Source organism: Pseudomonas sp. 24 E 13, assembly GCF_900004715.1.
Classification (GTDB): Bacteria; Pseudomonadota; Gammaproteobacteria; order Pseudomonadales; family Pseudomonadaceae; genus Aquipseudomonas; species Aquipseudomonas orientalis_A.
Genome location: NZ_CVTO01000145.1, coordinates 66,604 through 88,348, shown reverse-complemented (window position 1 = coordinate 88,348; position 21,745 = coordinate 66,604). Strand labels below are relative to the sequence as shown.

The window sequence follows — 21,745 nt, the reverse complement described above, 5'->3', positions numbered from 1 at the left end:
CCGTGTCCCGCAACGGTAAATGCCGCCATGTCGATCTTGCAGGCCATCAGAACCTTTTTCTTTTACCTGCTGCTGGGCACCAGTTCGTTTCTCTGGTGCACCCTGAGCTTTTTTATTGCACCTTTCCTGCCGTTCAAGGCGCGCTATCGCTTTATCAATGTGTATTGGTGCCGCTGTGCGCTGTGGCTGTCCAAGGTGTTCCTGGGCATCCGCTTCGAGATCAAGGGCGCGGAAAACGTCCCGGAGCAGCCCTGCGTGATTCTGTCGAACCATCAGAGCACCTGGGAAACATTCTTCCTCTCGGCGTACTTCTCGCCGCTGAGCCAGGTGCTCAAGCGTGAGCTGCTGTACGTGCCGTTCTTTGGCTGGGCCATGGCGATGCTGCGTCCGATTGCGATCGACCGTGACAATCCCAAGGCGGCGCTCAAGCACGTCGCCAAGAAGGGCGACGAGCTGCTCAAGGATGGCGTTTGGGTGCTGATCTTTCCCGAAGGCACGCGTGTGCCTTATGGCACCGTTGGCAAATTCTCGCGCGGCGGCACTGCATTGGCGGTCAACGCCAACCTGCCGGTGCTGCCGATTGCCCATAACGCCGGCAAGTTCTGGCCCAAGACCGGCTGGGCCAAACGCGCAGGCACCATTACCGTGGTGATCGGCGAACCCATGTACGCAGAAGGCGAAGGCCCACGCGCGATTGCTGCGTTGAATGACCGCGCCGCGGCATGGAATGAAGCGCAGCAACGGGCCATGGGCTCATTGCCGCCGGAGCCGGTGGTGGTGGAGACACCCGCTGTTTGAACTTCTGTGGATAACCTGTGTACGGTTTGTTGGCAAATTGGAGTTTTTTGATCATAACTGGCTGATCTGGCTACATATTTCTGAAACTTATAAAATCACCAAAAACGTGCATAAGTTTTTTCCTCATTAAAAAACCGGTCCTGGTGACCGGTTTTTTAATGCACACGCAAGAGGTCGCTTTTCAGTCGTCCAACAGTGGCAGTCGCAGGATGAACGTCGAGCCCGTGCCCAACTCGCTTTCGCAGGTCACACGCCCACCGTGGCGTTCCACCACGGCCTTTACCATCGTCAGGCCCAACCCCAAGCCGTCACTGCCCTGGGCCGAGTCGAAGCGCCGATATTGATTGAACAGTTCCGGCAGATCCTGCGGGGCAATGCCTGGCCCCTGGTCGCTGATGCGGCATTCCAGCCAGCCCTGCGCGCTGCCATGGCTTAACCTGACACGGGTGTTGGCGGGAGAATATTTGATCGCATTTTCCAGCACATTGAATAACGCTCGGGTGAGCAGCGATTGATCGGCGTTCACCATGCCTTCATCCGCTTCATCCAGATCGTGAACCAGGTGGATGCCCTTGAGCTGGGCGATAACCGCGACTTGATCGAAAGCGTCCATCACCAGCATGGCAAACAGGGTAGGTTGGAAGTGGTAACCATCAGCCTCCGCTTTCGCCAGTTGCACAAAGGACTCGGTGAGGCTCAACGCACGGCGGACCTGTTGTTCGATCTGGCCGAACACGGGCGATTCGCTCTCATGCAGATCCAACAGGGCGAGGATTGCCGAATGCGGCGCACGCAGGTCATGGGAGAGGAAGCGCAGCATGGTTTCGCGATGCTGTTGGGCTTCGCGTTCCTTGCTTAAATCCGTGAGGCTCAGCAGCCAACCCAGGGCGGTGTCACCTTCGGCCGGCAGCAAGGGCGCAAGCTCCATGCGCAGACTGCGTTGGTGGATATCCCGGAACTCCACGAGTACCAGCTCAGAGAGGGCAACGCGCACGCCATTGTGCAACGGCGGATAACCCAGGTCGGCCAACTGCTCCAGCAGGTTCTCGGCGACAAGGTCATTGCCGAATACCTCGCGGGCAACGCGGTTGGCCAGCAAGATATTGCCCTTGGGGTCGGTAATCAATGTGGCCACCGGTAAGCATTCGAGACCATCGGCCATGAACCGCCGGGTATCCCGTGTGCGGCTTACGGCTTGCTCCAGGGCAAAGATACGCGCCTGCAATACATCACCCTGGCTGGCGGGCGCACGGCGGCGCTCAGGCAGCACTTTGGGTTCGTTATCCAGGCGCGCCAGTTCCCAGCCGAAGTAAGCGATGATCACGCTGAGGCGGCGCCAATTCCAGATCAAGTAGCTGAGCAGCAACCCGATCAGGCTGGCCGCAGGCGACCACCAATGGCCGAGACGCAACAGGGCCCAGGCGCCGAGCACCGCTGCGGCCATGCAGCCCAGGGTCATCCACAACGCATAACGCGGACGGTAGAGCAGCAAACCCAGCAACAACGCCACCAGTGACGTCGCCATCAGCGCCGCCAGCCAGCCGGGCAGATCGACAGTACTGTGCCCCTGCAACAGACTATCGAGCACATTCGTCTGAATCTCCACCCCCTCTGTAGTACCGGGCGTGGAAGACAGCGGCGTGACAAACCGGTCGCCCATCCCGGACGCCGTCGCCCCCACCAGGATCAGGCGATTGCGCAGTTGCTCGGCAGGCACTTCACCGCGTAACACGCTGGCGTAGGACACATGGGGTAAATCGGTCTGGGCCGCGCGCACGACTTCGGCCAGGCGCTTGTCATTCGCGGGAGCGGCGGGGTCACTGAAGATTGCATCGAACAGAATACCTGCTGGTTGCGCCGCACTCAGGCGCCCGATCAGATCGGCGTGCACGTTAGGCGGCCAGGGCCATGGCCCCAGCTGTTTCAGGCTGTCCTCATCGATGGTCACCAGCAGGATGCGTGAGTCCACGGGCAGTGGAGTGAGGCGGCGCAGGCTGTCGTATAACGGGTTATTCAAGGCCAGGCCCGGGCTAAGCGACAGGTAAGCGGTGATGGGCAACAACAGCAAACCGATCCACAACCACTCACGCACGAGACGGTGAAACAAGCGCTGGGCCTGGGTAGGTTGACGTTTATCGGCCGTGCTCCAGAGCGTCATCGGTCAATGTGCCTGGGTGGTTGGTGGGTGATATGAACTGTCATGGGTCGCGGTTCCTCTCTGCTGGCTATTGTCGTCATGGGCCGACCAGCGCACTTCAGAGAACGAAGCTTTGAGCCCAGTGAAGCTCATTTTTCGGCACGCAGGAAAAATTTTTCTGTCTGATGTTCATTCCAGAGAGCCACTGAGATCAGCACACAGCCGTTTACGTCAGCGCATGCGTCGGCTGATCCTTTTCCTAACCGTCGGGAGCCGGTATCGTTCCCCTGTCGGTACGGAGGACTTTAAAGTGTAAAACCGCTCATTAGCCCCATCGTACCGATAGATCCAAGGGGTCGACGAATCCGAGCACAATTCTTCAGATTCAAGACTGGCATCTGCGCAGTACGTGCCGACGACTGCCGTACTCTTCAAGAAGAAAGGACCCACCCATGCGTGTCGCAATACTGGATGACGAACCCGCAGAACTGCGCCGGGTAGAACAGACACTGCGACAGATCCCCAGTAACGTCGAACAGCCTTGGACCCTGCATTGCTTTGAGCGCGGCGAAGACCTGCTACGCCAACTGCGCCGGGAAACCTTCGACCTGTTGATACTTGACTGGCAACTGCCGGACATCACCGGGATCGCGCTTCTTCGCTGGACACGTGAACACATGGAATCGCCGCCCGCCGTTATCATGCTGACCAGCCGGGATGCCGAGAGCGATATCGTCACGGCGCTGAACAGTGGGGCCGATGATTACGTCAGCAAGCCCTTTCGCGCTAATGAGCTGAAAGCTCGCGTGACGGCGGTACTGAGGCGCCATGGACTAAAGAAGTCGGCGACCCAGGAAGTGCAGAGCTTCAACGACCTGACCTTTGACGACGCTGAACTGACTGTGACCCGCTCGGGCAAGCCTATCAATCTCACTGAACGTGAGTACCGTTTGGCCAGTTGCTTGTTCGCCAATTTGGCGCGGCCGCTGTCGCGCGAATACCTGTATGAACGGTTTTGGACTCACGAAGAAATGGTCTCCTCGCGACCGCTGGATACGCATATCTATCGGCTGCGCAATAAGCTGGGGCTGACTGCGGACAGGGGTTGGCAGTTATTGACGATTTATGGGTATGGATATCGGTTGGAGAGCGTATCGGCAGTGACTCCGGACTGAAAAAGTTGATGTTCCACGTGGAACGCTCATATCCGTTGCAGAACGTAGCTGTTCTCGAAGCCGTGCACACTGCCCAGCACATTGAAACCTTCAAAGAAACCTGTGGCTCTGAGCAGGTCGACCGTCGGACCCACCTCTGGCGAGTGCTGAAAATCGCGGTAGTCGTCTAATACGATGAAGCCGCCCGAGACTACGCTTGGCGAGTACAGCAGGAAATCCAGCACCACGTTGCGCCGCGTGTGGCCACCATCGATATGCAACAGCGCAACGGAGGGCTCGAGGTTGTAGAAACGTTCGGCACTCAGTTCCGAAAAGCCACGGACCACCTGTGCATCAGGCAGCATCAGGTCCTTGTAATAACTAAACTCTTCGAACTGGTTTGGCAATTCGAACGGGTCAATACCAATGACGCGACGCTCGTGGTTGCATACCTCATTCATCAGCATCAACGATTTGCCCTTCCACACGCCGATTTCCACCAGATCACCCGGTAGCTCGGCAATCAGAAATGTAAGGTAGCCCAATAAACGCACTTGATCATGGAACGACAACTCGCGACGCTCCATTGCGAGCTCAGGCGGCAAGCTGGCCTGCGCCTGCTCGAAATGCTGGCCGATAAACTCCCAGATCTGCGTGATGTTGTCAGTCAACTCCGGGGCACTGGTAAATTCGTTGAGCGCTTGAATAGTTATCATGGTTCTCTCCGCTTACTTCTAATGATTACGAGGGAAGCTCTGAAAAAGACTTCCAGAATTGATAAGACATTGAAATAACAAGCGGATCAGTCAATCCCTGAACCAGGCTTTTCGCCAGGCAACCAGGTGTTCATCCCGGAGCATCCATTTATCGACGACAGCACTGCGTAGAGCCTCTCCGGCAGCGGCGCTGGCGCTTGGTTCAGCAAGATGCTCGCGGATAGCGGCAATCCATTCTTTTGACTTGTTCCGCACCCGAGTCACTGGCAAATCACCACGATAACAAAGGATGTCCGAGCAGATCACAGGGAAGCCGCAGGCGCCGTATTCCAGCAGCCGTAAGTTGCTTTTACAGGCGTTGAAGAAATTGTCTTCCAAAGGCGCCAGCGCCAGGTCCAGATTCAAGTTGGCCAGCTGTGCAGGATATCTCTCGATATTTACGCCGTTATGGAACTCATGGACATACGGACGAAGTTCAGGTGGGCACATGCCCATAAATACCCATTCCACTTCGCCAGCCAGTTCACGAACGACATCGGCGATCACGAGCAAGTCGCCACCGTGGCTCGACCCGCCCGCCCAACCGACCCGAGGTTTGCGGCCTTGTTGGCGATGGCTCGTCAGCCCGCTCCACCAGTGAATTGGCAGGCGGTTCTCCACCACACGAATGTCAGCGTTAAAACCCTTTAACGCATCGGCCAGTGGCTGGGTCGACACCACCAGCCGGTCGCACATACCCGCAGCTTTTTTCAGGCGCTTGGCGATATCTTTGGGAAACAGTTCTCGGCTTGGGTTGCTGCTGGGCAATTTAAGAATGTAGTCATCCAGCTCAAAAACCTTGAATGCCTTAGAGAAGGCCTGGGTGTTCTGCATGATTTCCAGCTGAGGCGTACTGCATTGCCGCTGGAAAATGATCGTGTCTGGCGCCAGGCGATGCAGCTCCACGGGGCGAAGCAGCCAATTGCTTACAGTGCCACCTATCAGGCCTGCGGCTTCAAGGGCCGCGAAGGGCTGGCGAACACGATAATGTCCAATGCCGAAAGGGTCGGAGGGACAGCACAGCGCGTAAGGCAAAGAGCGACCGGCCAGCGGTTGCCAAGCGACCTCGCTACGGCATTCGTAGCCAAAGCCGCCACGTTCCAAGGTCAGGTTTGGGTTGTAGGCGGGGTCGCCAGCGAGCTGAGGCAGCCACTTCTCGTACATCACCGACTGCTCGCGCTTGAAACGCTCTTGCTTGACGTTCAACTTCGCCTTGTCGACCTTATTCTGGCTGACGTTAGCTTCGTGCATGAGAAGCGCATAAGGCGTCCAGACGATCAGTTGCCCGGCCTGGCCGACTTTCAGGCACAGATCGACGTCATTATAAGAAACCCCCAGGCTGGTTTCGTCCATGCCACCGACCTGGCGGTACAACTCGGTGCGGATCATCAGGCAGGCGGCCGTCACGGCGCTGTAATTCTGGTCAACCTGCAGACGGTGCAGGTAACCATTGGACTGCATCGGGGCGCCGACGAATGCGTGGTCTGCCAAACCACGCAAGCCGAGCACCACACCTGCATGCTGAATGGTTCCGTCGGGAAATAGCAATTTGGCGCCGACTATCCCAACTTCTGGCCGCTGGGCGTGATGGAGCAGCGAACCAAGCCAGTCCCCATCAATGACGGCGGTGTCATTGTTGAGCAACACAAGATAATCACCACGGGCGTGGCTGACGGCAAAATTATTGATCGCCGAATAGTTGAACGCGTGGGGGTAACGCAGGATGCGCACCTTTTCGCTGTTCAAGCGCTCCATACCCGCGAACCAATTCTGTGCTTCAACCGTTTCGCTGTTGTTGTCGACGATGATGAGTTCGAAGTTCGTGTAGCGGGTTTTTTCCATGACGCTTTCGACGCAGCGCATCAGCATCGGCAGTTGGTCTTTAGTAGGAATCACTATAGACACCAGCGGCTGTGAGGTGTGCTGGTAGATCACCCGGTTGACCATCGGCAAAGGTCCTGGGCGCAACTCATGAGCCACGCCCAGACGTTGCAGGTGCGCCTCGACGATAGCAGCGCTGTACTTAACGACCTGGGGTTCGACCAGCCACTGGCCGAAGTTGATTGCATGATGTACCAGCACTTCACTGAGGTGTCCGACAGTGCCCAGTCCATTAATTTCAATCAACCGATACAGCAGATCGTGGGGTGCCAGTTCGGCAAAAGCGAGATCGAAGCCATTAGCATCCAGCGCGGCCGTTCGGTTGAAGGCCAACGCTCGGCCGACATACGGATAACTGCGCAACAGGTCCAGGTTCAGGTCCGGCTTGAATATCGGGTCTTGGCAACCCTCTGGGGTAAGCGTGTCTTCATCGCTGTAGCACACGCTGATACCCGGGTTCAGGGCTATACCCTCGGCGAGTAGCAGCAGTGCGTGGGGGTCGATTTGGTCTCCACCCCGAAGCAAATAGCACCAGTCGACATCGATCCCTTGCAGCAGCTCATTCAGCTGGCTTGGCCAGCACTCAGCGAGCGGCAGCCAGACCAAATTGTCGGCTGCCGCTACCCCGACAGGCTCGGCGTTAGAAAGCACCGCGATGGCTGCCGCGCCGTAAAGCTGGCGATCAATGCTTTCCAGGCTGGAACGTAACTGCGCAATGTCACCTGTGGTATCAGTCAACACCACCAGAATGTTTGGGTGCTGCTGCCAATTCGCAAGCCGTGCGGGCAAACCTTCGAACTCAGCGGCGGATAGTTGCCGGGTATCCAGCCAGCGACGATACAGATTGATATCGCGTTGCTCTTTACCCACATTCGCCAACACGCCAAAAAAACGTTCCAAAGCGTGGGCCATGGTGCCGTCCAACTGACCGCATTCAGTTTCAAAATCTTCGTCGGTCAAATGCATCTGTTCTAAGTGAGCCAACACCTCTCTACGCACAAAGAACATGGTACCGGCAAAAAAATCTGCCTGGCCTATTCGCTGTGGATCAATGCCAGCACGCTTAGCGAGAGTAAGGAGGTGAGAGTAGTTGGCCTCACTAAGGTTTTTGGCCACCGCCTGTCGGTAAGGCTCAGTGCCGAGTAGCGGATGATGCATTGGGTCGGCAAGGTACTCTACTGATTCCCTGAAGCGCACAGGGTTTAGCAGATCATTGAAAAGGTCTTGGGCCCAAGCGCTTTCCATGTGCAGCGAACGCTTGGTGTGGAGTTTGACCACCGTCTGGATGTTGTCTGCACGTAAAAACGGCAGCATTCGCAGGAACGGCAAAATATCCCTTCCGTGATTGGGTACCCGATACAACGAATAGCTCAGCCCGCTCGCTGCCAGCAGGTCGCCCACCTCTTTATCATCACCTCCCACGCAGGTGACGTAGAGGTGCAGGTGTTCATTCAATTGCATCAACCGGCGCAGGATTTCCTGCAGCTCAGCCGGGTAATACGCATGGATGACGACTCCGATTGGCGGCTCACCGTCTTCAAGCCAGGGTTGACCCAAGAACAGGGCTTCGCACTGCTCGGCGAAGGGGATAATGCTGCCGGCGGTATAGAGGTCCAGGCTGTCAGGCGCCAGGTAAGCCTCTCGCAACCGAAACAATTGAAAGGCCTGACCGGCTGACAAGGGCGCTCGGCGCACTTGCCTTAACGGCTGTGGGTTATACAGCCCCAGAGCACGTATCTGCTTGACGAACCTTGCACGACCCTCGTTGAATAAGTCTTGCATGTCTGGCTGTTTCTGGCGCTGTTCGACGTGATGGCGAAAGAGCGACAGAGGCTCACTTAGAAACGCCAAGTGGCCGTGTTGCAGCAAGTTCACATACAACGCCAGGTCGTTGATCGCATCAACGAGCACGCCTCCAAGGGCGCAAATATTCGGGACTTTGTCTATCACCTGAACCCGGCGAAACATGACGGTGGTGGGTTCGCCAATGAAGTTAACGGGCCAGTCGCAGAGCAGTGAAGTCAGGTCGGCGCCATGAAGGCAGACATCCTCGTCAAATACTTTAGACGTCTCGAGGATATCCGGCAGCGTCTCGCCCTGGGCATCTATCAAACGGCGCCGCGAGGTGACCAGCGATATGTCGGCGCGGGCATCCAGCACAGCGGCCATGCGCGTTACACAATCTGTCAGTAATACGTCATCGTCGTTGAGAAACTTGATGTACTCACCCCTGGCTTCTTCCAGGCCGCGGGTGAGATTGAGCAGACCGCCCAATTGCTGTTCGTTTTTCAGGTAACGAACCGGCACCGTGGTTTGTGCGGCAAGACGTTCAGTGATCAAACGAATACCATCGCCGCGACAGTCGTCGGTGACCACGATTTCGATATTGGCGTAGCACTGGTTGATCGCACTGTTCAGCGCTACTTCGAAGAAGCGCGGGTTGTGAGCCGGTATCGCAATGCTGACAAGCGGCAAGCGTTCAGCCAAGAGGGGATTTGTCATGCTCACACCAATTTGCACAAGGGATGAAGGTAGGACTCGCTTAAGCCGCTTTCACTGCCTGGCTGACAGCCTGACTCTTTGCCGGCCGGCCTATACGGTGCCAGTAATTGTTCTTGGGTCATTGATTCACCTGCTTTTCAGCAAGCAGCTCAGCCAGGCACTCGATCACTCTCTGGATGCTTGCATCGTTCAATGAAAGGTGGAATGGCAAACCCAGCAGACGTTCGGCCAAGAGGTCAACAATTGGCAGCGGGCCCATCGCGCACGCCTGAAAGGCCGGGTGTCCCTGGAGGGGAGGGCAGTACCAGCGGCGGGTTTCGATGTTTTTGCCCAGCAGCCGCAGTTGAATATCAGCAGCCTGGAATCCCGGGGGCAGTAGCACCAGCATAAGGCTGTAAACGCCATCCATGGGTTTGGCCTGGAGTTTCAGCGCGGGAATTTTTTCCAGAAGCCGTTCAGTGTAGCGCTGATGTAGATTGCGCCGTGCTTGAGCAACGGTTGGCCAGTTATCCAGGGCAGCCAATGCAACTGCGGCGTGATATTCGCTCATCTTACCGTTCTCACCCGCCTCGAAGACGAGCCCGCCGCTGTGTGCATCGATACCGAAGTTACTCAACGCTCGCATGCTCTGGGCATACGCAAGGTGCCGCGAAGCGACGAAACCGCCTTCTCCACTACCGAGGGCCTTAGTGGCGTGCAGGCTGAAGGCGACTTTGGTGGTCAGGCCAATCTCCTGGTTACCCCAGGCACCTGCGGCGTCGACAACAACAGGAATGCCGGTTTCGGCAGTGAACAGGTCCCACCCTGTGACATCCTGGGGGCAACCGTAAGTGGACACCGGCATCACTGCGTCGAATGGCGTTTCAGCAAGGGCTACGCGTGCGATAGCGGGCGTCAGTAACCAGCTTTCGGCGTTTACGTCACTGATCAAGGGAGTGAGTCCTGCCCGGATGATCGCAGTTGCCGTGGCGACGAATGTCAATCCGGGCACCAGTACGCGCGCTCCACGGCGTAGCTTCAACGCTTCCAAAGCAATTTGCAGCGCACAGGTGCCATTCGCCATGGATACAACGTGCACCTGCGTTGGCTCCCGACTGAATGAGAGCGACAGCCGACGTTCGAGCTCGGTTACAAGCGGTCCGAAGTTGGTGTACCACTGGTTTTCATCGATTTGCTGCCAGTAAGTGAGAATCTGCTCGACTTTAGGCATCTCAGGAACTAACAACTTGATGATGCTTTTCATGGTACACACTGCCGTCAATGAAATGTCGTCCTGTATGATCAGAGGAAGGCTTAAGCAGAATTCGCGCCAACTTCCAACGGCCATACCTCTGACGGCAAGTTCCACACTGCCGCCATCCTTCAGCGAGAAGGCCGGCCAGACGCATTATCCCGCTGGCTGCCTGGATGAGCAGGGTGGAGAGCTTCTTTGGAGGCATCAAGGTGTATCCGCGCGATGGCAACTCCGCCCCCGGCCTTGACCTGAAAAGCGAAATGGCAACATTATGGATTACGTAACACTCAGCCGACCCGATATATTTGGAACGCAGAGAGAGAAGAAGGTTTGAACAAAACTCAATGAATGCGCGAGACGCTTGAATACATAAATAAGAAGTCAGTTATTCCGAGAACAGCGCACTGGAATACTCAATACACTCCTGATACTGACAACGTTCGGCCGTAGCATTGCTCAGACCACGGATAATTCAGCTAACACTTTAGGAGCTGATATGAAAATTTACGCAATTGTAGGCGCGGGCGGTTTTGGCCGTGAAGTTGCACCTCTGGTCAACACAATGCCGAGCGTAATAGATCAAGGTGATTTCAGAATTATCTTTGTTGTCGATAACCCGAAAGATCAGACTATTAATGGCTATGATGTGGTGAGCAGGGAGTCTTTTTTAAACATGGAGGGGGATAAGTTTTTCAACATTGCCATCGCTGACAGTAAACATAGACAGGAAATCTCCGAATACCTTATTTCGGCGGGCATCACTCCATTTACTATTTCAGCGTTGAATGCGGTAAATTTGAGCCACAATACTATTGGTCAAGGCGCTGTCCTCTGCCCATTTACCACTATCACTGCGAATGCAAAAATCGGTGATTTTTTTCATGCAAACATTTATTCGTATGTTGCTCACGACTGTGTGATCGGTAACTTTGTGACGTTCGCCCCTAACGTGCATTGCAATGGACGTGTTGTCATCGAAGATCATGCCTACATTGGAACTGGCGCGATCATTCGTGAAGGCTCCCCCGACAGACCAATCGTTATTGGTGAGGGCGCCGTTGTTGGGATGGGGTCCGTTGTAACGAAAAGCGTGGCACCCTATACAACAGTCTTTGGTAATCCAGCAAAGCCCATGCGCACCACTCAACCGTAAATCAACGCGAATAGATAACCTGGCCCAAAAGGGAAGGGCTATCGGCAGGATCGGTCAGTTTCCAATCAGCGCCCTTTCCGGCCTCGCAACGCTACAGCACCCGCAAGTACCGCTCCAACTCACCCGCATTCACCGGCTGCCTCAGCATCCCCAGCAACTGAATATGATGGGTCCTGGCCCAGGCAAATATTTTCGGCTGATCGGCGAAGGTGAAGTCACCGAGTAATAAAAATCGCTTTATCAGGCAGCCGTGACTCAGCGTGCGGATGTGCTGTTCGTCGGCAGTGCCAATCTTGAAACCGTCGACGATAAAGCAGTCGATCCGTTGGGTTGTTGCCAGGGTACGCTTCACTTCCTTGATCGATGAGCACAGGCCGATCCGAAAGTAGCCGACGTCGTTCAACAGCGCGCTGTATTTCAGCAGGACGCCGGCGTGACGGCACAGCACCAGGATGTTTTTCTGCTTCACGCACTTGCCGTTCATGTCGATGATCCGTGTAGGTCGATGAACGCATGATCGAAGGTGCGTCAGCTGCCGGCCATCAGGCAGTTCTTAAAAGTGGATGAGGGTTACTGAAATTTCCCGGCGTTCACGCAATAGGTCACCAGGGCCTGGTCGGTGGTGACTTCCAGCTTGCGCATGGCCGAGACCTTTTGTGCGCTCACCGTTTTACTGCTGCGATTAACCATGCGCGCGATAGCAGTCACGCTGTGGCCGGCGACGAAGAGGCGCAGCACCTCCATTTCTCGCAGGGACAGGTCGGCAAAGCGCTCGTTGACCTGCTGCGGGTTGTGCATCACCGAGGTGGCATCCTGCACGGGACTCTGATAATTACGGCGCGATGCGATAGCGTTGAGAGCGTTCTCGATTTCTTCGTGCAGGTGGTTTTTTTGAATCACGCCCATCACGCCCAGTTCATGCAGGCGAGTCACGATCAGGCTGTTGGACATCATGGTCAGCACCAGGATCTGCGTGTCGACGAACCGCCGGGTGAGGTACTCGATCAGTTTGAGGCCGTCGCCGAATGTGGAGTCGCCGGGCATGTGGAAGTCGGTGATGACCACCTCCGGTTTTTCGCTCTGCAGCTTTTCGATCAGTTGGCTGGAGCTGGTGGCTTCGCCGACCACTTCAAAACGTCCGTCGCGCTGGATGACTTCACGCACGCCGAGCAGCACGATGGGGTGGTCGTCAGCAATCACTACGTTGATTTTCTTCATGTCTACCTGTCCGATGGTTGGCCCTGTGAGCCAGGGTTGAGCGCGAGGGCGTCCAGTACCGCTTCCAGGCGCTGTAGCAGGTTGCGCACCCGCGTGGCCAGGCTCGTGGTTAGCGAGCCTTTGTACAGCGCCTCCTCCAGCGCATTGCAGGCAGCACTCAAGCGCGAAGCACGCACCGATGCGAGGGAGCCATTCATGCGGTGCAAGTGCCGCACGACCTGTTCCTTGTCAGCGGCGTCGAGGCCCTGGCGCGTCAAGCGCATGTCGTCCTGCATGGTGGTGATGAACAACTGGTGCATGCTCGCGGAAAACGAACTCCACCCATCCATATCGCCCTGCTGCAGGCGGGTATCTTCGAGCGGCTCGACCCCGCGCTCGCCGCAATAGCGCAGCAGGGTTTTGCGCAACGCATCCAGGCTCAAGGGTTTGACCACCCACGTGTCCATGCCCGCAGCCAGGCACTGCTCGCCTTCTTCCCTCAGGGCATTAGCGGTGACGCCAATAATCGGCATTTGCCCGTCGCGTTCGCGCAGGGCTCGGGTCAGGCCATAGCCGTCGAGCCGTGGCATGTTGATGTCGGTGATGATCAGGTCAAAGGCGCCAGGCGACCAGCGTTGCAGCGCGTCTTCACCGTCTTCAGCGACAACGACGGCGGCGCCCAGTGCTTCCAGTTGTTCCTGCAAAATGGCGCGGTTGATCGGGTTGTCTTCAGCCACCAACACTCTTAGCCCCACAGGCTGGGCGATGGCGGTTTCGGTTGCTCCGTACGGCTTGACGCTGCCCGGGCGCGCTTGCGACAGCGTACGGGCAATGCCGCGTATGTCGTAGGCGTTGACCGTCCAGCTCTGCGCCAACGCGTGGGCATACGGTGCGCCGAGTTCGGTGGCGGTAATGTGCCGGCCCTTCCAAACCGCTTGCTGGCCGGGACCGGTCACGCTGTCCAGCAGCAATTCATTTTCATCACCCTCGTAACCCGACGGCAGTGCGAGCGCGCGAGCGCCCCAACGGTTAAGCCAGTCGATCAGCGATTGCTCAAGCTCCTTGAACGGTGCCCGTACGTAAACCGCCAACCCTTGCAGCTCGATGGCCGCACACTCCGGCAATGGGCCGGGGACGATGGGCACGCGTTGATGCAGAGAGAAACTGCTGCCCAGCCCCGGCTCGCTGACCACCCGCAGTTGCGCGCCCATCAGCTCGCTCAAGCGTGAGCAGATCGACAAACCAAGACCCGCTCCGCCCGCCTGCTGGCTGCCAGCCAGTTGCGAGAACGGCTTGAACAATTGCCCCAGTTGCTTTTCGCTGATGCCGGCGCCGGTGTCGGACACCTGCCATTGCAACGTTGCGTGATCCGGCTCCAGGTCCGTCACCTTGAGGCGCACGATTACCCGCCCGGAATCGGTGAACTTGATCGCATTACTGAGCAAATTATTGAGGATCTGCCGAATGCGCCCAGGGTCGCCGCTCATCAGCGCCGGCACGTTCGCGTCCACACAGGCGAAGACCTGCAAGCCTTTGTTGAGCGCGGCGGCCGCGTAGCTGTTGACCGCATCTTCGAAGATGTCCAGCGGGCAGAACGCCACGGTTTCCAGCGCCATCTGCCCGGACTCGATTTTCGACACGTCCAGCACATCGCTGATCAACTGAAACAACACCGCCGAGGAGCGCTCGATGGTCTGCAGGTAGTCTTGCTGGCGGGCATCGAGCGGGGTCAGCCCCAACAACTCCAGGTTGCCCAGCACGCCGTACAACGGCGTGCGGATTTCATGGCTCATGGTCGCCAGGAACAGCGTCTTGGCCGCACTCGCCTCGTCGGCGGAACGCTTGGCCTGCTCCAGCAACTGCGCATCGTCGACATGCCGGGTGATATCGTTGAACCCGCAGAGCACCACGTCTTCGTCCTGATAGCGACTGAACCTGAACGACACCAGCAAATGCCGCCCGGCCACCTCGATTTGCATCTCACGCGGGTCTTCGTTGCGATAGTCGCGGTTGAGCAGGCCGATCAGCTCTGCGGTTCCTTGCCATTCCTGGGCGCGCTGGTTTTCCAGCAACACCTTGCTGTTGTTGCGCTGCACCACGCAAAACCCCACCGGCGCGCTCTGCAGCATGGCGCGGTTGAATTCCTCGCTTTCGGTCAGCAAGCGTGTGGCGCGTAACGCCGGCTCGACGATGCCAGCGCGGTACCAGCGGTTGATCCGCCAGCCCAGGAACACTGCGAGCAGAAACGCCGCCGCCGTGCCCAGCAATGACCACTTGGCGAAGCGAAAGAAGTTTTCATAGCTGATGGTGTACAAACCCACCCATTGATCCTTGCCGGTGGACACCACCTTGAAGCGCAAACCTTCGGCGCCCAGACTCATGCCCACCGGCAGTGACGCTGAATCCTTGGCATCACCCAGCAATATTTCGCCTGCCGGCGAGATCAGCGTGACGCGGTGGTCGATCGGGCGTATCAGCAAGCGGTCCAGGTCGTTGATCTGCCCGGCGTCCAACAACGCCGCGACCGTCAGCAGGCCGTCATCCCTGTGTTCGGGCATGACCAACGGATTAATATCCAGGCCGATAAACGCCACAATCGTTTCGGAACCCTGCAACAGCCCTGGGGGCGCGCGCATCCAGCTCACACGCCGGTTGTTGAGTTGTTCGTGACGGGGGAGGAGCCCTTGGTGGAGGCGCGACGTCACGTCAAAGAAGTTGCTCTTGAGCAACACCGATGCCTTGCGCGTGCCATCGACGCCCGGAATCGCGATGTTGAACTGGTCGGTCGGCGAAAACAGGAATATCTGCGGCGCCGAATAGAACGAGCTGGCCCAGAATGCGCTGTAGTAATCGGTCAGTTGCACGCCCAGCGAATAACCGCCCTGCAACTGCTGCAGGTCGTAATGCTTGCGCTCGCTCAGGGTAAACGGCTGGGACAGGGCCAGGCCGTGGTTCTGGAACACGCGCTCCTGGCCTTTCTGCAGGATCTCGACACGGGACACGGGGCGGATGTCGGTCAGGGTGTTCTGGTTGCTGCGGTCATACGCACTGGCGACGCTGCGCAAAAACGTGTCGTACTCGTGGATGCTTTCGATCAGGCCCGAAAAATGAAAGTCGACCTTGATCCGCTCTTCGTCCAATACCCGTTCGACCGCCCAATAGCACATGCTGACCAGCAGCACGGTGAGACCGGCGAGTACCAGCAATAGCTTGTTGATTCGTTGAGAGCTCAAGGCGAAGACGCCGAACTTCAGGCTTGCATTTTTCATCACCGACGCCCCGGGTGCAGGAATGAGGCGGCGGGGAGTTTCTCCGCCACTGTTGCCATTCCATGGCGCGCTACAGGTAGACAATTTGGCTTCAATTTAGTGCTGGCTTAAAGCCATCTTCACGCAGCAATTCCAGAAATCTTTCAGGCGAGACCGCCGCACAAATCAAAAAGCCCTGCGCCTGATCACACTGGATCTTGCGCAAGAACTCTAGCTCGTCTTTGGTTTCCACACCTTCTGCGGTGACGATTAGCCCCAGCTTGCGGCTCAGCTCGACAATGCTCTGTAGCGCGGTGGCGAGGCTGTCGTTGTCGACACAACCGTGAACCAGCGAGCGGTCGATCTTCAGTTCGCTGAAGGGCGTAGACACCAAGTTGAAATAGGAGCTCAGGCCTTTGCCGAAGTCATCCTGCGCCAGCCCGAAGCCTTTCATGCGCAAGCGGCAGGCGCCGGCGTAATAATCGCTGAGCGACTCGGTGGTGGATGTCTCCAGCAGTTCGAAGCCGATCGAGGCGGGTTCGGCGCCCAATGCCAGCACGCGGTCATGCAGGCGATCGGCAAGGTCAGGGCTGTCGAGCAAGTGGGTCGGCAGGTTGATGGATACCGGCACTTCGCAACCCCGGCGCCGCCAGAACGCCTGGGCTTCGATGGTCTGCTCCAGCATCAGCCACAGCAATGCTTCCTCCAGCCCGAAGCATTGCAGCGACGGCAGAAAATCCCTGGGCAGCAACGTCCCCTGCTGCGGGTGTCGCCAACGCACCAGCGCTTCAGCGCTGCACACCCTGCCGTCACGCAGGGATTTTTTCGGTTGGAACCACGCCTGTATTTCTCCACTCTGCATGGCGGCCAACAGGCACTGGCGAGCCGGCTGCAGCGGATGGTTGCGGGCGACATCCAGGTCGCTGCGGCGCTTATCGAGGCACGCGCGCAGGCGCAGGATATCGCACGCCTCCACCGGCTTTGAAATCAGCCCGAGCACCTCCAGGCTCAGGTTCTTCGCCACCAGCCCGGCACTCACTAACATGCGCCGCGAGGCCACGCTCATCAGCGCCAGGGCCGGCGCGTTGTCGAGCCTGGCGATGCTCTGGATCAGCTGCACACCGTCCATCACGGGCATGAACAAGTCCGTCACTACCAGGTCGTACGGCTGCGCATTCAGGCGCTGCAGCGCCGTAGCGCCATCCCACACGGCCTCCGCCTGGAACCCACCCAAGGTACCGAACAGGTTGCGCAAAAATTCATGCTGAAACGGGTGGTCTTCAACAATCAGCACCCGATAGGGTTTCAATTGCCACTCCTTTGGTAAGGTTCCAGGCAGGTGTACAGCGTGCGCAAGGCAAACGGCTTGACCAGGCAGCGGTTCATGCCGGCCTGCAGGCACCGCTCGCCTTCTTCGCTCATCGCGTTCGCGGTGGCGCCGATGATCGGCAAGTGGCAGTCGAGACTGCGCAATGTGGCGGTCAGTTCGTAACCGTTCATGCGCGGCATATTGATGTCAGTGAGGATCAGGTCGAACGTCGACTGGCGCCACATCTCCAGCGCCGTCAGCCCATCACCGGCCAGTTCGACTGTGCAGCCGAGCTCTTCGAGTTGATCGCGCAGAATCAGCTGGTTGATGACGTTGTCTTCGGCCACCAGTACGTGAATGCCCAGGTTGAATACCGGATAGCTTTGCGCCGGTGCCGCCGCGCCGCGCATGAGTTGCCCTTGAGCAGCGCCGACCGCCTTGCGCAGGGCTTTGAGGCTATTGAAACTGACCACGCCGACCGGATTGCTCAATGCCTCATCGTGCAAGTCACCGATCGCCAGCACCCGTGGGCCTTGCCAGTGTGCAGCCAGGGTCTCGCCCAGTCGGCCGGGATGCAGTTCAACCAGCACCGCGCCCTCGGTGGTGTCATAAGCCTTGGGCAACCCCACTTGGGCGCGCGCGCCCCAGCGGCACAACCAGCCGCAGATGCTCTCGGCCAGCTCACGTATCGGCGAGACCACGCAGACCAGCTCCGGCAACAGTTCGTCAGCGCCCGCCGAGGGCTCCAGTGCAGACAACTGCTCTAGGGGCAGGTGCAAGGTAAAGCTGCTGCCCAGGCCCGGCTCGCTCACCACTCGCATGCTGCCGTTCATCAGGTGCATCAAGCGCTTGCAGATGGACAGGCCCAAGCCGGTGCCGGCGACCACGTGAGTATTACCGTCGGCCTGATAAAAAGGCTCAAACAGGTGTTGCTGGTCTTCGTGGGAGATGCCTTTGCCAGTGTCAGAGACTTGCCAGTGCAACATCACGCGCTCACCGTCGCGGCTGTCGAGTTTGACGCGCAGGATGATTCGCCCACTGTCGGTGAATTTCAGCGCATTGTTGAGCAGGTTACTGAGGATCTGCCGCAGGCGGCTGACGTCGCCATTGAGCCAATCCGGCAGTTGCGGATCGACACAGGCAAACAACTGCAGGCCCTTGCGGTGAGCGGCGGCGGCATAGCCGTGAATCACTTCCTCGATCAGCTCCAGAGGTGAGAAGCGGTTGCACTCCAGTTGCAACTGACCCGCCTCGATACGCGACACATCCAGCACGTCGCTGATCAACTGCAACAGGTTGGCAGAAGAGCCCTCGATGGCCTGCAGATAACTTCTTTGCTGATCGCTCAACTCGGTGCGTGCCAACAATTCCAGGGTGCCCAGCACGCCGTACAACGGCGTGCGGATTTCATGGCTCATGGTCGCCAGGAACAGGGTCTTGGCCTCGTTGGCCGCGTCAGCCATACGCCGTGCGTGGTCGAGCGCCACTTCCACCTGCTTGCGTGCGCTGATATCGCTGAACGCGCAAATCAACACATCCTCGCGCTTGTAGCGAGTGCGCGCGAAGCTCAGATACAGGTGTCGACCGTCGGCCAATTGCAGCTCGTCGAAGGTGTTGTGTTCGGCATCATCAAAGCCGCGACGAATCCAGTCTGCACTGCGTTGCTCGCGTTCCTGGCTGTGGCCGATCCACTGCGTATACAGCGGATTATCAAGCACCACCTCGCCGTTCTGGCGACGCAGCACGCACAGCGCAACCGGTGCGATGCGGATGACCGCTCGGCTGAACGCCTCGCTTTCCACCAGCGCTTCAATACGGTTGCTGGCCGGAATGATCAGGCGCTGATCAATGCGCCGCATCAGCCAGATCATCAGCCAGGTAAAGAGCAAGCACAGCGCCAGGCTGGTCAGCACGGGGGATATCAGCGCGGAGAACAGCGCTTGCATGTCGAGGGCGTAGACGATTTGCCAGTTGGAAAAGCCCAGCTGTTTACGAATCGCCAGATGATCCGGCAACCAGTGGCCACCCACCAGGCCGAACGACTGGGGCGCCGGTAGTTGGGCCAATTCCTGGCGCAGTGACTGGCCTTGCGCACTGTCAAAAATCAGCTCGCCGCGGGCATCGAGCAGGATGAACTGGCCGGCGTTTTCGTTGTGCAGGGCGCTCAGCAGGTCGGGCGACTCGACTTCCAGGCCCAGCCACCCCGACTGCGGGCTGCGGTCATCCAGCCGGGTGAAGATGTACAGCGGCGAATCATCGCGCTCAGGGTCTGTGAGCCACAGCTCGTCAACACTGCTGTCGTCTTGTGCGTTGAGCCGTTCCAGCAAATGTGGAGCAATCAGTTGGACCGGTTCGCGCGCAGGATTCAGGCGCAGGACCTCAGCCCGGTCGCCGGTCGCGACGTACAGCAGGTTCACTTTGTTGAGCCGCAGGTGGTCGGTCATGCGGCGCGTCAGCCAGAGGCTCCAGGCCTGTTTGTCCGAACCCAGGCCGACGTGCACCTCTTCGCCGGCGACCACATTGGCACTGGCGACCGGCGCCGTGGTGCTGCGCACGGCCGCCAGTCGTAGCGTATCGAGCAGCGTCTGGCGGCTGACAAAAAAACTTTGCGCGTTGGCGATTGCCGCATTCATGTAGCTGCGCCGCAGGGATATTTCCTGGCTCAAGGTGGCGCTCACGTAGCTGTAGACGCCAGCGTAGAACCCCAGCACCAGAGCGATGAACAACAGGCGCAGTAGCTTTCTCGCCGCCGCGGGGGTGGAGAGCGACGTGTCGAGCGGAGGTAAGGCTTGGCGTAGTTTCATCAGGGAACGTTAAGCCAAGGCCCTGGCCCTCGGAATAAGACGATCCTCAAAGTCGCAGACGGTGCTGTCGGCGCTCCCCCCGGCGTGACTTTTAAGAATCGCCTGATTAAACCCCGCACTTGCTCTCCCTAAGATTGCGGCGCCTGGACAAGCACCGTTACGCCCTTCGGCGAACCGGACAGCCTCCATGCATTGTCCTAATCACCGTTAATGAGGAGTTCCACCATGAAGCGTATTGCCTTGATCCTGGCGATGACCGCCGCGCCCGCCCTGACCTTCGCCGCGGGCCAGAACACCATCACGTTCACTGGCCAGGTATCGGATCAAACCTGCGCCGTATCGGTTAATGGCAACGCTGCGAACCCGGTGATCCTGATGCCTACCGTCAGCGCAGCCGCCCTGACCGCCGTGGGTAGCACAGCGGGCGAAACGCCGTTCACCATCAGCGTGAGCGGCTGCACCGCACCGACTTCGAACCTGGCCATCAAAACCGCGTTCCTCGGTAACAACGTGACCAGCGCAGGCAACCTGGCCAACGCCGGCACAGCCTCCAACGTGCAAGTACAACTCCTGAACGCCGCTGGCGGTTCTGCTGTGGTACTCAACGGGATTACCTCGGTTTCGGGCCTGACCCTGAACTCCGGCGCCACCAGCGCCAGCCACGATTTCGCCGTTCGCTACATCAGCGAAGCCGGTGCTGCCACCGCCGGTACCGTATCGGCCACCGCTCAATACGCCCTGGATTACCTGTAAGACCAGGCATCTGCCGGGCCGCGTGCCCGGCAGGTTTATCCACACCCCCATTCTTTATTCGCTCTGCGCCTGCTGCACGGAGAACACCATGACTCGCCTGAAGAAAACCACCCTGGCCCTGGCGCTGACGCTCGGCACAGCCATGACCTCTTGCGCGCACGCCAGCGTCGTAATGACCGGAACCCGCGTTATCTACCCGGCTCAAGCTCAGGAAAAAGTGGTGCAACTGACCAATCAGGATACCCATCCCTACCTGGTCCAAATGTGGCTCGACACGGGTAACCCGAACCTCACGGCCCAGACTGCCGATGCCCCGTTCATTGCCAGCCCGCAAGTGTTTCGCATGAACCCCAATGCCGGCCAGGTGGTGCGCCTGGTGTTTACCGGCAGCGACCTGCCAAAAGACCGCGAATCGCTGTTCTACCTCAATTTCATGCAGATGCCGGCCATCAAGACCAGCGAACTGCAAGCCAACAAATTGCTGCTCAGTGTCAGTAGCCGCATGAAGCTGTTCTACCGCCCGCAAGGGCTGGCCGGCAGCCCCGACGCGCTGAGCCAGTCGCTGCATTTCAAGCTGCAGGGCAGGGCGGTGATCGCCAGCAATGACAGCGGCTATTTCGCCACCGTGCGCCGTGCCGATGTGGTCAGCCACGGCAAGTCCTACACGCTGTCCCAGGCGTCGATGATCGCGCCGTTGAGCCACGCCAACTGGCCACTGTCCGCCGGCGCCTCGGCCGCAGCGGGAGACACCGTGCGCCTGACCCTGGTCAACGACTTCGGTGCGGATGTCGTCACTGATCTGCCGCTTCTCTGATCGGCC

14 protein-coding genes are annotated in these 21,745 nt (G+C 58.3%); 5 read left to right on the top strand and 9 right to left on the bottom strand.

Annotated features, from left to right (window positions below; all coding sequences use genetic code 11):
- Positions 1–27: 27 nt before the first annotated feature.
- Positions 28–798: a lysophospholipid acyltransferase family protein gene (locus BFP90_RS20265; protein WP_065886717.1), complete on the top strand. Its 771-nt coding sequence runs from the start codon at positions 28–30 to the stop codon at positions 796–798.
- Positions 799–979: 181 nt separating this feature from the next.
- Here the strand turns inward: BFP90_RS20265 and BFP90_RS20260 are convergent, their stop codons facing one another.
- Entirely contained in the window at positions 980–2,956 is a 1,977-nt protein-coding gene (locus BFP90_RS20260) for a CHASE2 domain-containing protein (RefSeq protein WP_065897830.1), read from the bottom strand.
- Positions 2,957–3,387: 431 nt separating this feature from the next.
- Here BFP90_RS20260 and BFP90_RS20255 point away from each other — a divergent pair, with 431 nt between their 5' ends.
- Positions 3,388–4,110: a response regulator transcription factor gene (locus BFP90_RS20255; RefSeq protein ID WP_065897829.1), complete on the top strand. Its 723-nt coding sequence runs from the start codon at positions 3,388–3,390 to the stop codon at positions 4,108–4,110.
- A 26-nt stretch (positions 4,111–4,136) separates the two neighbouring features.
- Here the strand turns inward: BFP90_RS20255 and BFP90_RS20250 are convergent, their stop codons facing one another.
- From BFP90_RS20250 to BFP90_RS20240, 3 genes are all read right to left on the bottom strand, one after another.
- The gene (locus BFP90_RS20250) at positions 4,137–4,805 is read right to left on the bottom strand and encodes a class I SAM-dependent methyltransferase (protein ID WP_065897828.1); all 669 of its coding nucleotides are present in this window, start codon (positions 4,803–4,805) and stop codon (positions 4,137–4,139) included.
- A 90-nt stretch (positions 4,806–4,895) separates the two neighbouring features.
- Positions 4,896–9,227: a glycosyltransferase gene (locus BFP90_RS20245; RefSeq protein WP_176718061.1), complete on the bottom strand. Its 4,332-nt coding sequence runs from the start codon at positions 9,225–9,227 to the stop codon at positions 4,896–4,898.
- 118 nt (positions 9,228–9,345) lie between these two features.
- On the bottom strand, positions 9,346–10,470 hold the full coding sequence (locus BFP90_RS20240; RefSeq protein ID WP_065895302.1) for a DegT/DnrJ/EryC1/StrS family aminotransferase: 1,125 nt from the start codon (positions 10,468–10,470) through the stop codon (positions 9,346–9,348).
- A gap of 487 nt (positions 10,471–10,957) precedes the next feature.
- On the opposite strand from BFP90_RS20240, the gene BFP90_RS20235 reads away from it, so the two are divergent.
- Positions 10,958–11,614 (top strand): acetyltransferase, encoded by a 657-nt coding sequence (locus BFP90_RS20235; protein ID WP_065895234.1) that lies wholly within the window; start codon positions 10,958–10,960, stop codon positions 11,612–11,614.
- A gap of 91 nt (positions 11,615–11,705) precedes the next feature.
- Here BFP90_RS20235 and BFP90_RS20230 read toward each other — a convergent pair whose 3' ends face one another.
- From BFP90_RS20230 to BFP90_RS20210, 5 genes are all read right to left on the bottom strand, one after another.
- Positions 11,706–12,098: a hypothetical protein gene (locus tag BFP90_RS20230; RefSeq protein WP_065897827.1), complete on the bottom strand. Its 393-nt coding sequence runs from the start codon at positions 12,096–12,098 to the stop codon at positions 11,706–11,708.
- An 86-nt stretch (positions 12,099–12,184) separates the two neighbouring features.
- A complete protein-coding gene (locus BFP90_RS20225) occupies positions 12,185–12,832 on the bottom strand; it encodes a response regulator transcription factor (protein WP_065897826.1) in 648 nt (215 codons plus the stop codon).
- A 2-nt stretch (positions 12,833–12,834) separates the two neighbouring features.
- Positions 12,835–16,080 (bottom strand): hybrid sensor histidine kinase/response regulator, encoded by a 3,246-nt coding sequence (locus BFP90_RS20220; protein WP_065897825.1) that lies wholly within the window; start codon positions 16,078–16,080, stop codon positions 12,835–12,837.
- Between the two features lie 91 nt (positions 16,081–16,171).
- The gene (locus BFP90_RS20215; protein ID WP_065895232.1) at positions 16,172–17,368 is read right to left on the bottom strand and encodes an EAL domain-containing response regulator; all 1,197 of its coding nucleotides are present in this window, start codon (positions 17,366–17,368) and stop codon (positions 16,172–16,174) included.
- Complete coding sequence (locus BFP90_RS20210) at positions 17,365–20,172, bottom strand: ATP-binding protein (protein ID WP_065897824.1); 2,808 nt, start codon at positions 20,170–20,172, stop codon at positions 17,365–17,367. Before BFP90_RS20210 ends, BFP90_RS20215 begins: the two co-directional genes overlap by 4 nt.
- Before the next feature lie 225 nt (positions 20,173–20,397).
- Between BFP90_RS20210 and BFP90_RS20205 the strand changes: the two genes are divergently transcribed.
- Positions 20,398–20,925, top strand: a complete 528-nt coding sequence (locus BFP90_RS20205; RefSeq protein WP_065886707.1) for a fimbrial protein — start codon at positions 20,398–20,400, stop codon at positions 20,923–20,925.
- Positions 20,926–21,013: 88 nt separating this feature from the next.
- The gene (locus BFP90_RS20200) at positions 21,014–21,739 is read left to right on the top strand and encodes a fimbrial biogenesis chaperone (RefSeq protein ID WP_065897823.1); all 726 of its coding nucleotides are present in this window, start codon (positions 21,014–21,016) and stop codon (positions 21,737–21,739) included.
- Positions 21,740–21,745 lie beyond the last annotated feature (6 nt).

Coding starts and splice junctions, on each gene's coding strand:
- BFP90_RS20265 (WP_065886717.1), top strand. CDS start 28: ATGTCGATCTTGCAGGCCATCAGAACCTTTTTCTTTTACCTGCTGCTG.
- BFP90_RS20260 (WP_065897830.1), bottom strand. CDS start 2,956: ATGACGCTCTGGAGCACGGCCGATAAACGTCAACCTACCCAGGCCCAG.
- BFP90_RS20255 (WP_065897829.1), top strand. CDS start 3,388: ATGCGTGTCGCAATACTGGATGACGAACCCGCAGAACTGCGCCGGGTA.
- BFP90_RS20250 (WP_065897828.1), bottom strand. CDS start 4,805: ATGATAACTATTCAAGCGCTCAACGAATTTACCAGTGCCCCGGAGTTG.
- BFP90_RS20245 (WP_176718061.1), bottom strand. CDS start 9,227: ATGACAAATCCCCTCTTGGCTGAACGCTTGCCGCTTGTCAGCATTGCG.
- BFP90_RS20240 (WP_065895302.1), bottom strand. CDS start 10,470: ATGAAAAGCATCATCAAGTTGTTAGTTCCTGAGATGCCTAAAGTCGAG.
- BFP90_RS20235 (WP_065895234.1), top strand. CDS start 10,958: ATGAAAATTTACGCAATTGTAGGCGCGGGCGGTTTTGGCCGTGAAGTT.
- BFP90_RS20230 (WP_065897827.1), bottom strand. CDS start 12,098: ATGAACGGCAAGTGCGTGAAGCAGAAAAACATCCTGGTGCTGTGCCGT.
- BFP90_RS20225 (WP_065897826.1), bottom strand. CDS start 12,832: ATGAAGAAAATCAACGTAGTGATTGCTGACGACCACCCCATCGTGCTG.
- BFP90_RS20220 (WP_065897825.1), bottom strand. CDS start 16,080: ATGAAAAATGCAAGCCTGAAGTTCGGCGTCTTCGCCTTGAGCTCTCAA.
- BFP90_RS20210 (WP_065897824.1), bottom strand. CDS start 20,172: ATGAAACTACGCCAAGCCTTACCTCCGCTCGACACGTCGCTCTCCACC.
- BFP90_RS20205 (WP_065886707.1), top strand. CDS start 20,398: ATGAAGCGTATTGCCTTGATCCTGGCGATGACCGCCGCGCCCGCCCTG.
- BFP90_RS20200 (WP_065897823.1), top strand. CDS start 21,014: ATGACTCGCCTGAAGAAAACCACCCTGGCCCTGGCGCTGACGCTCGGC.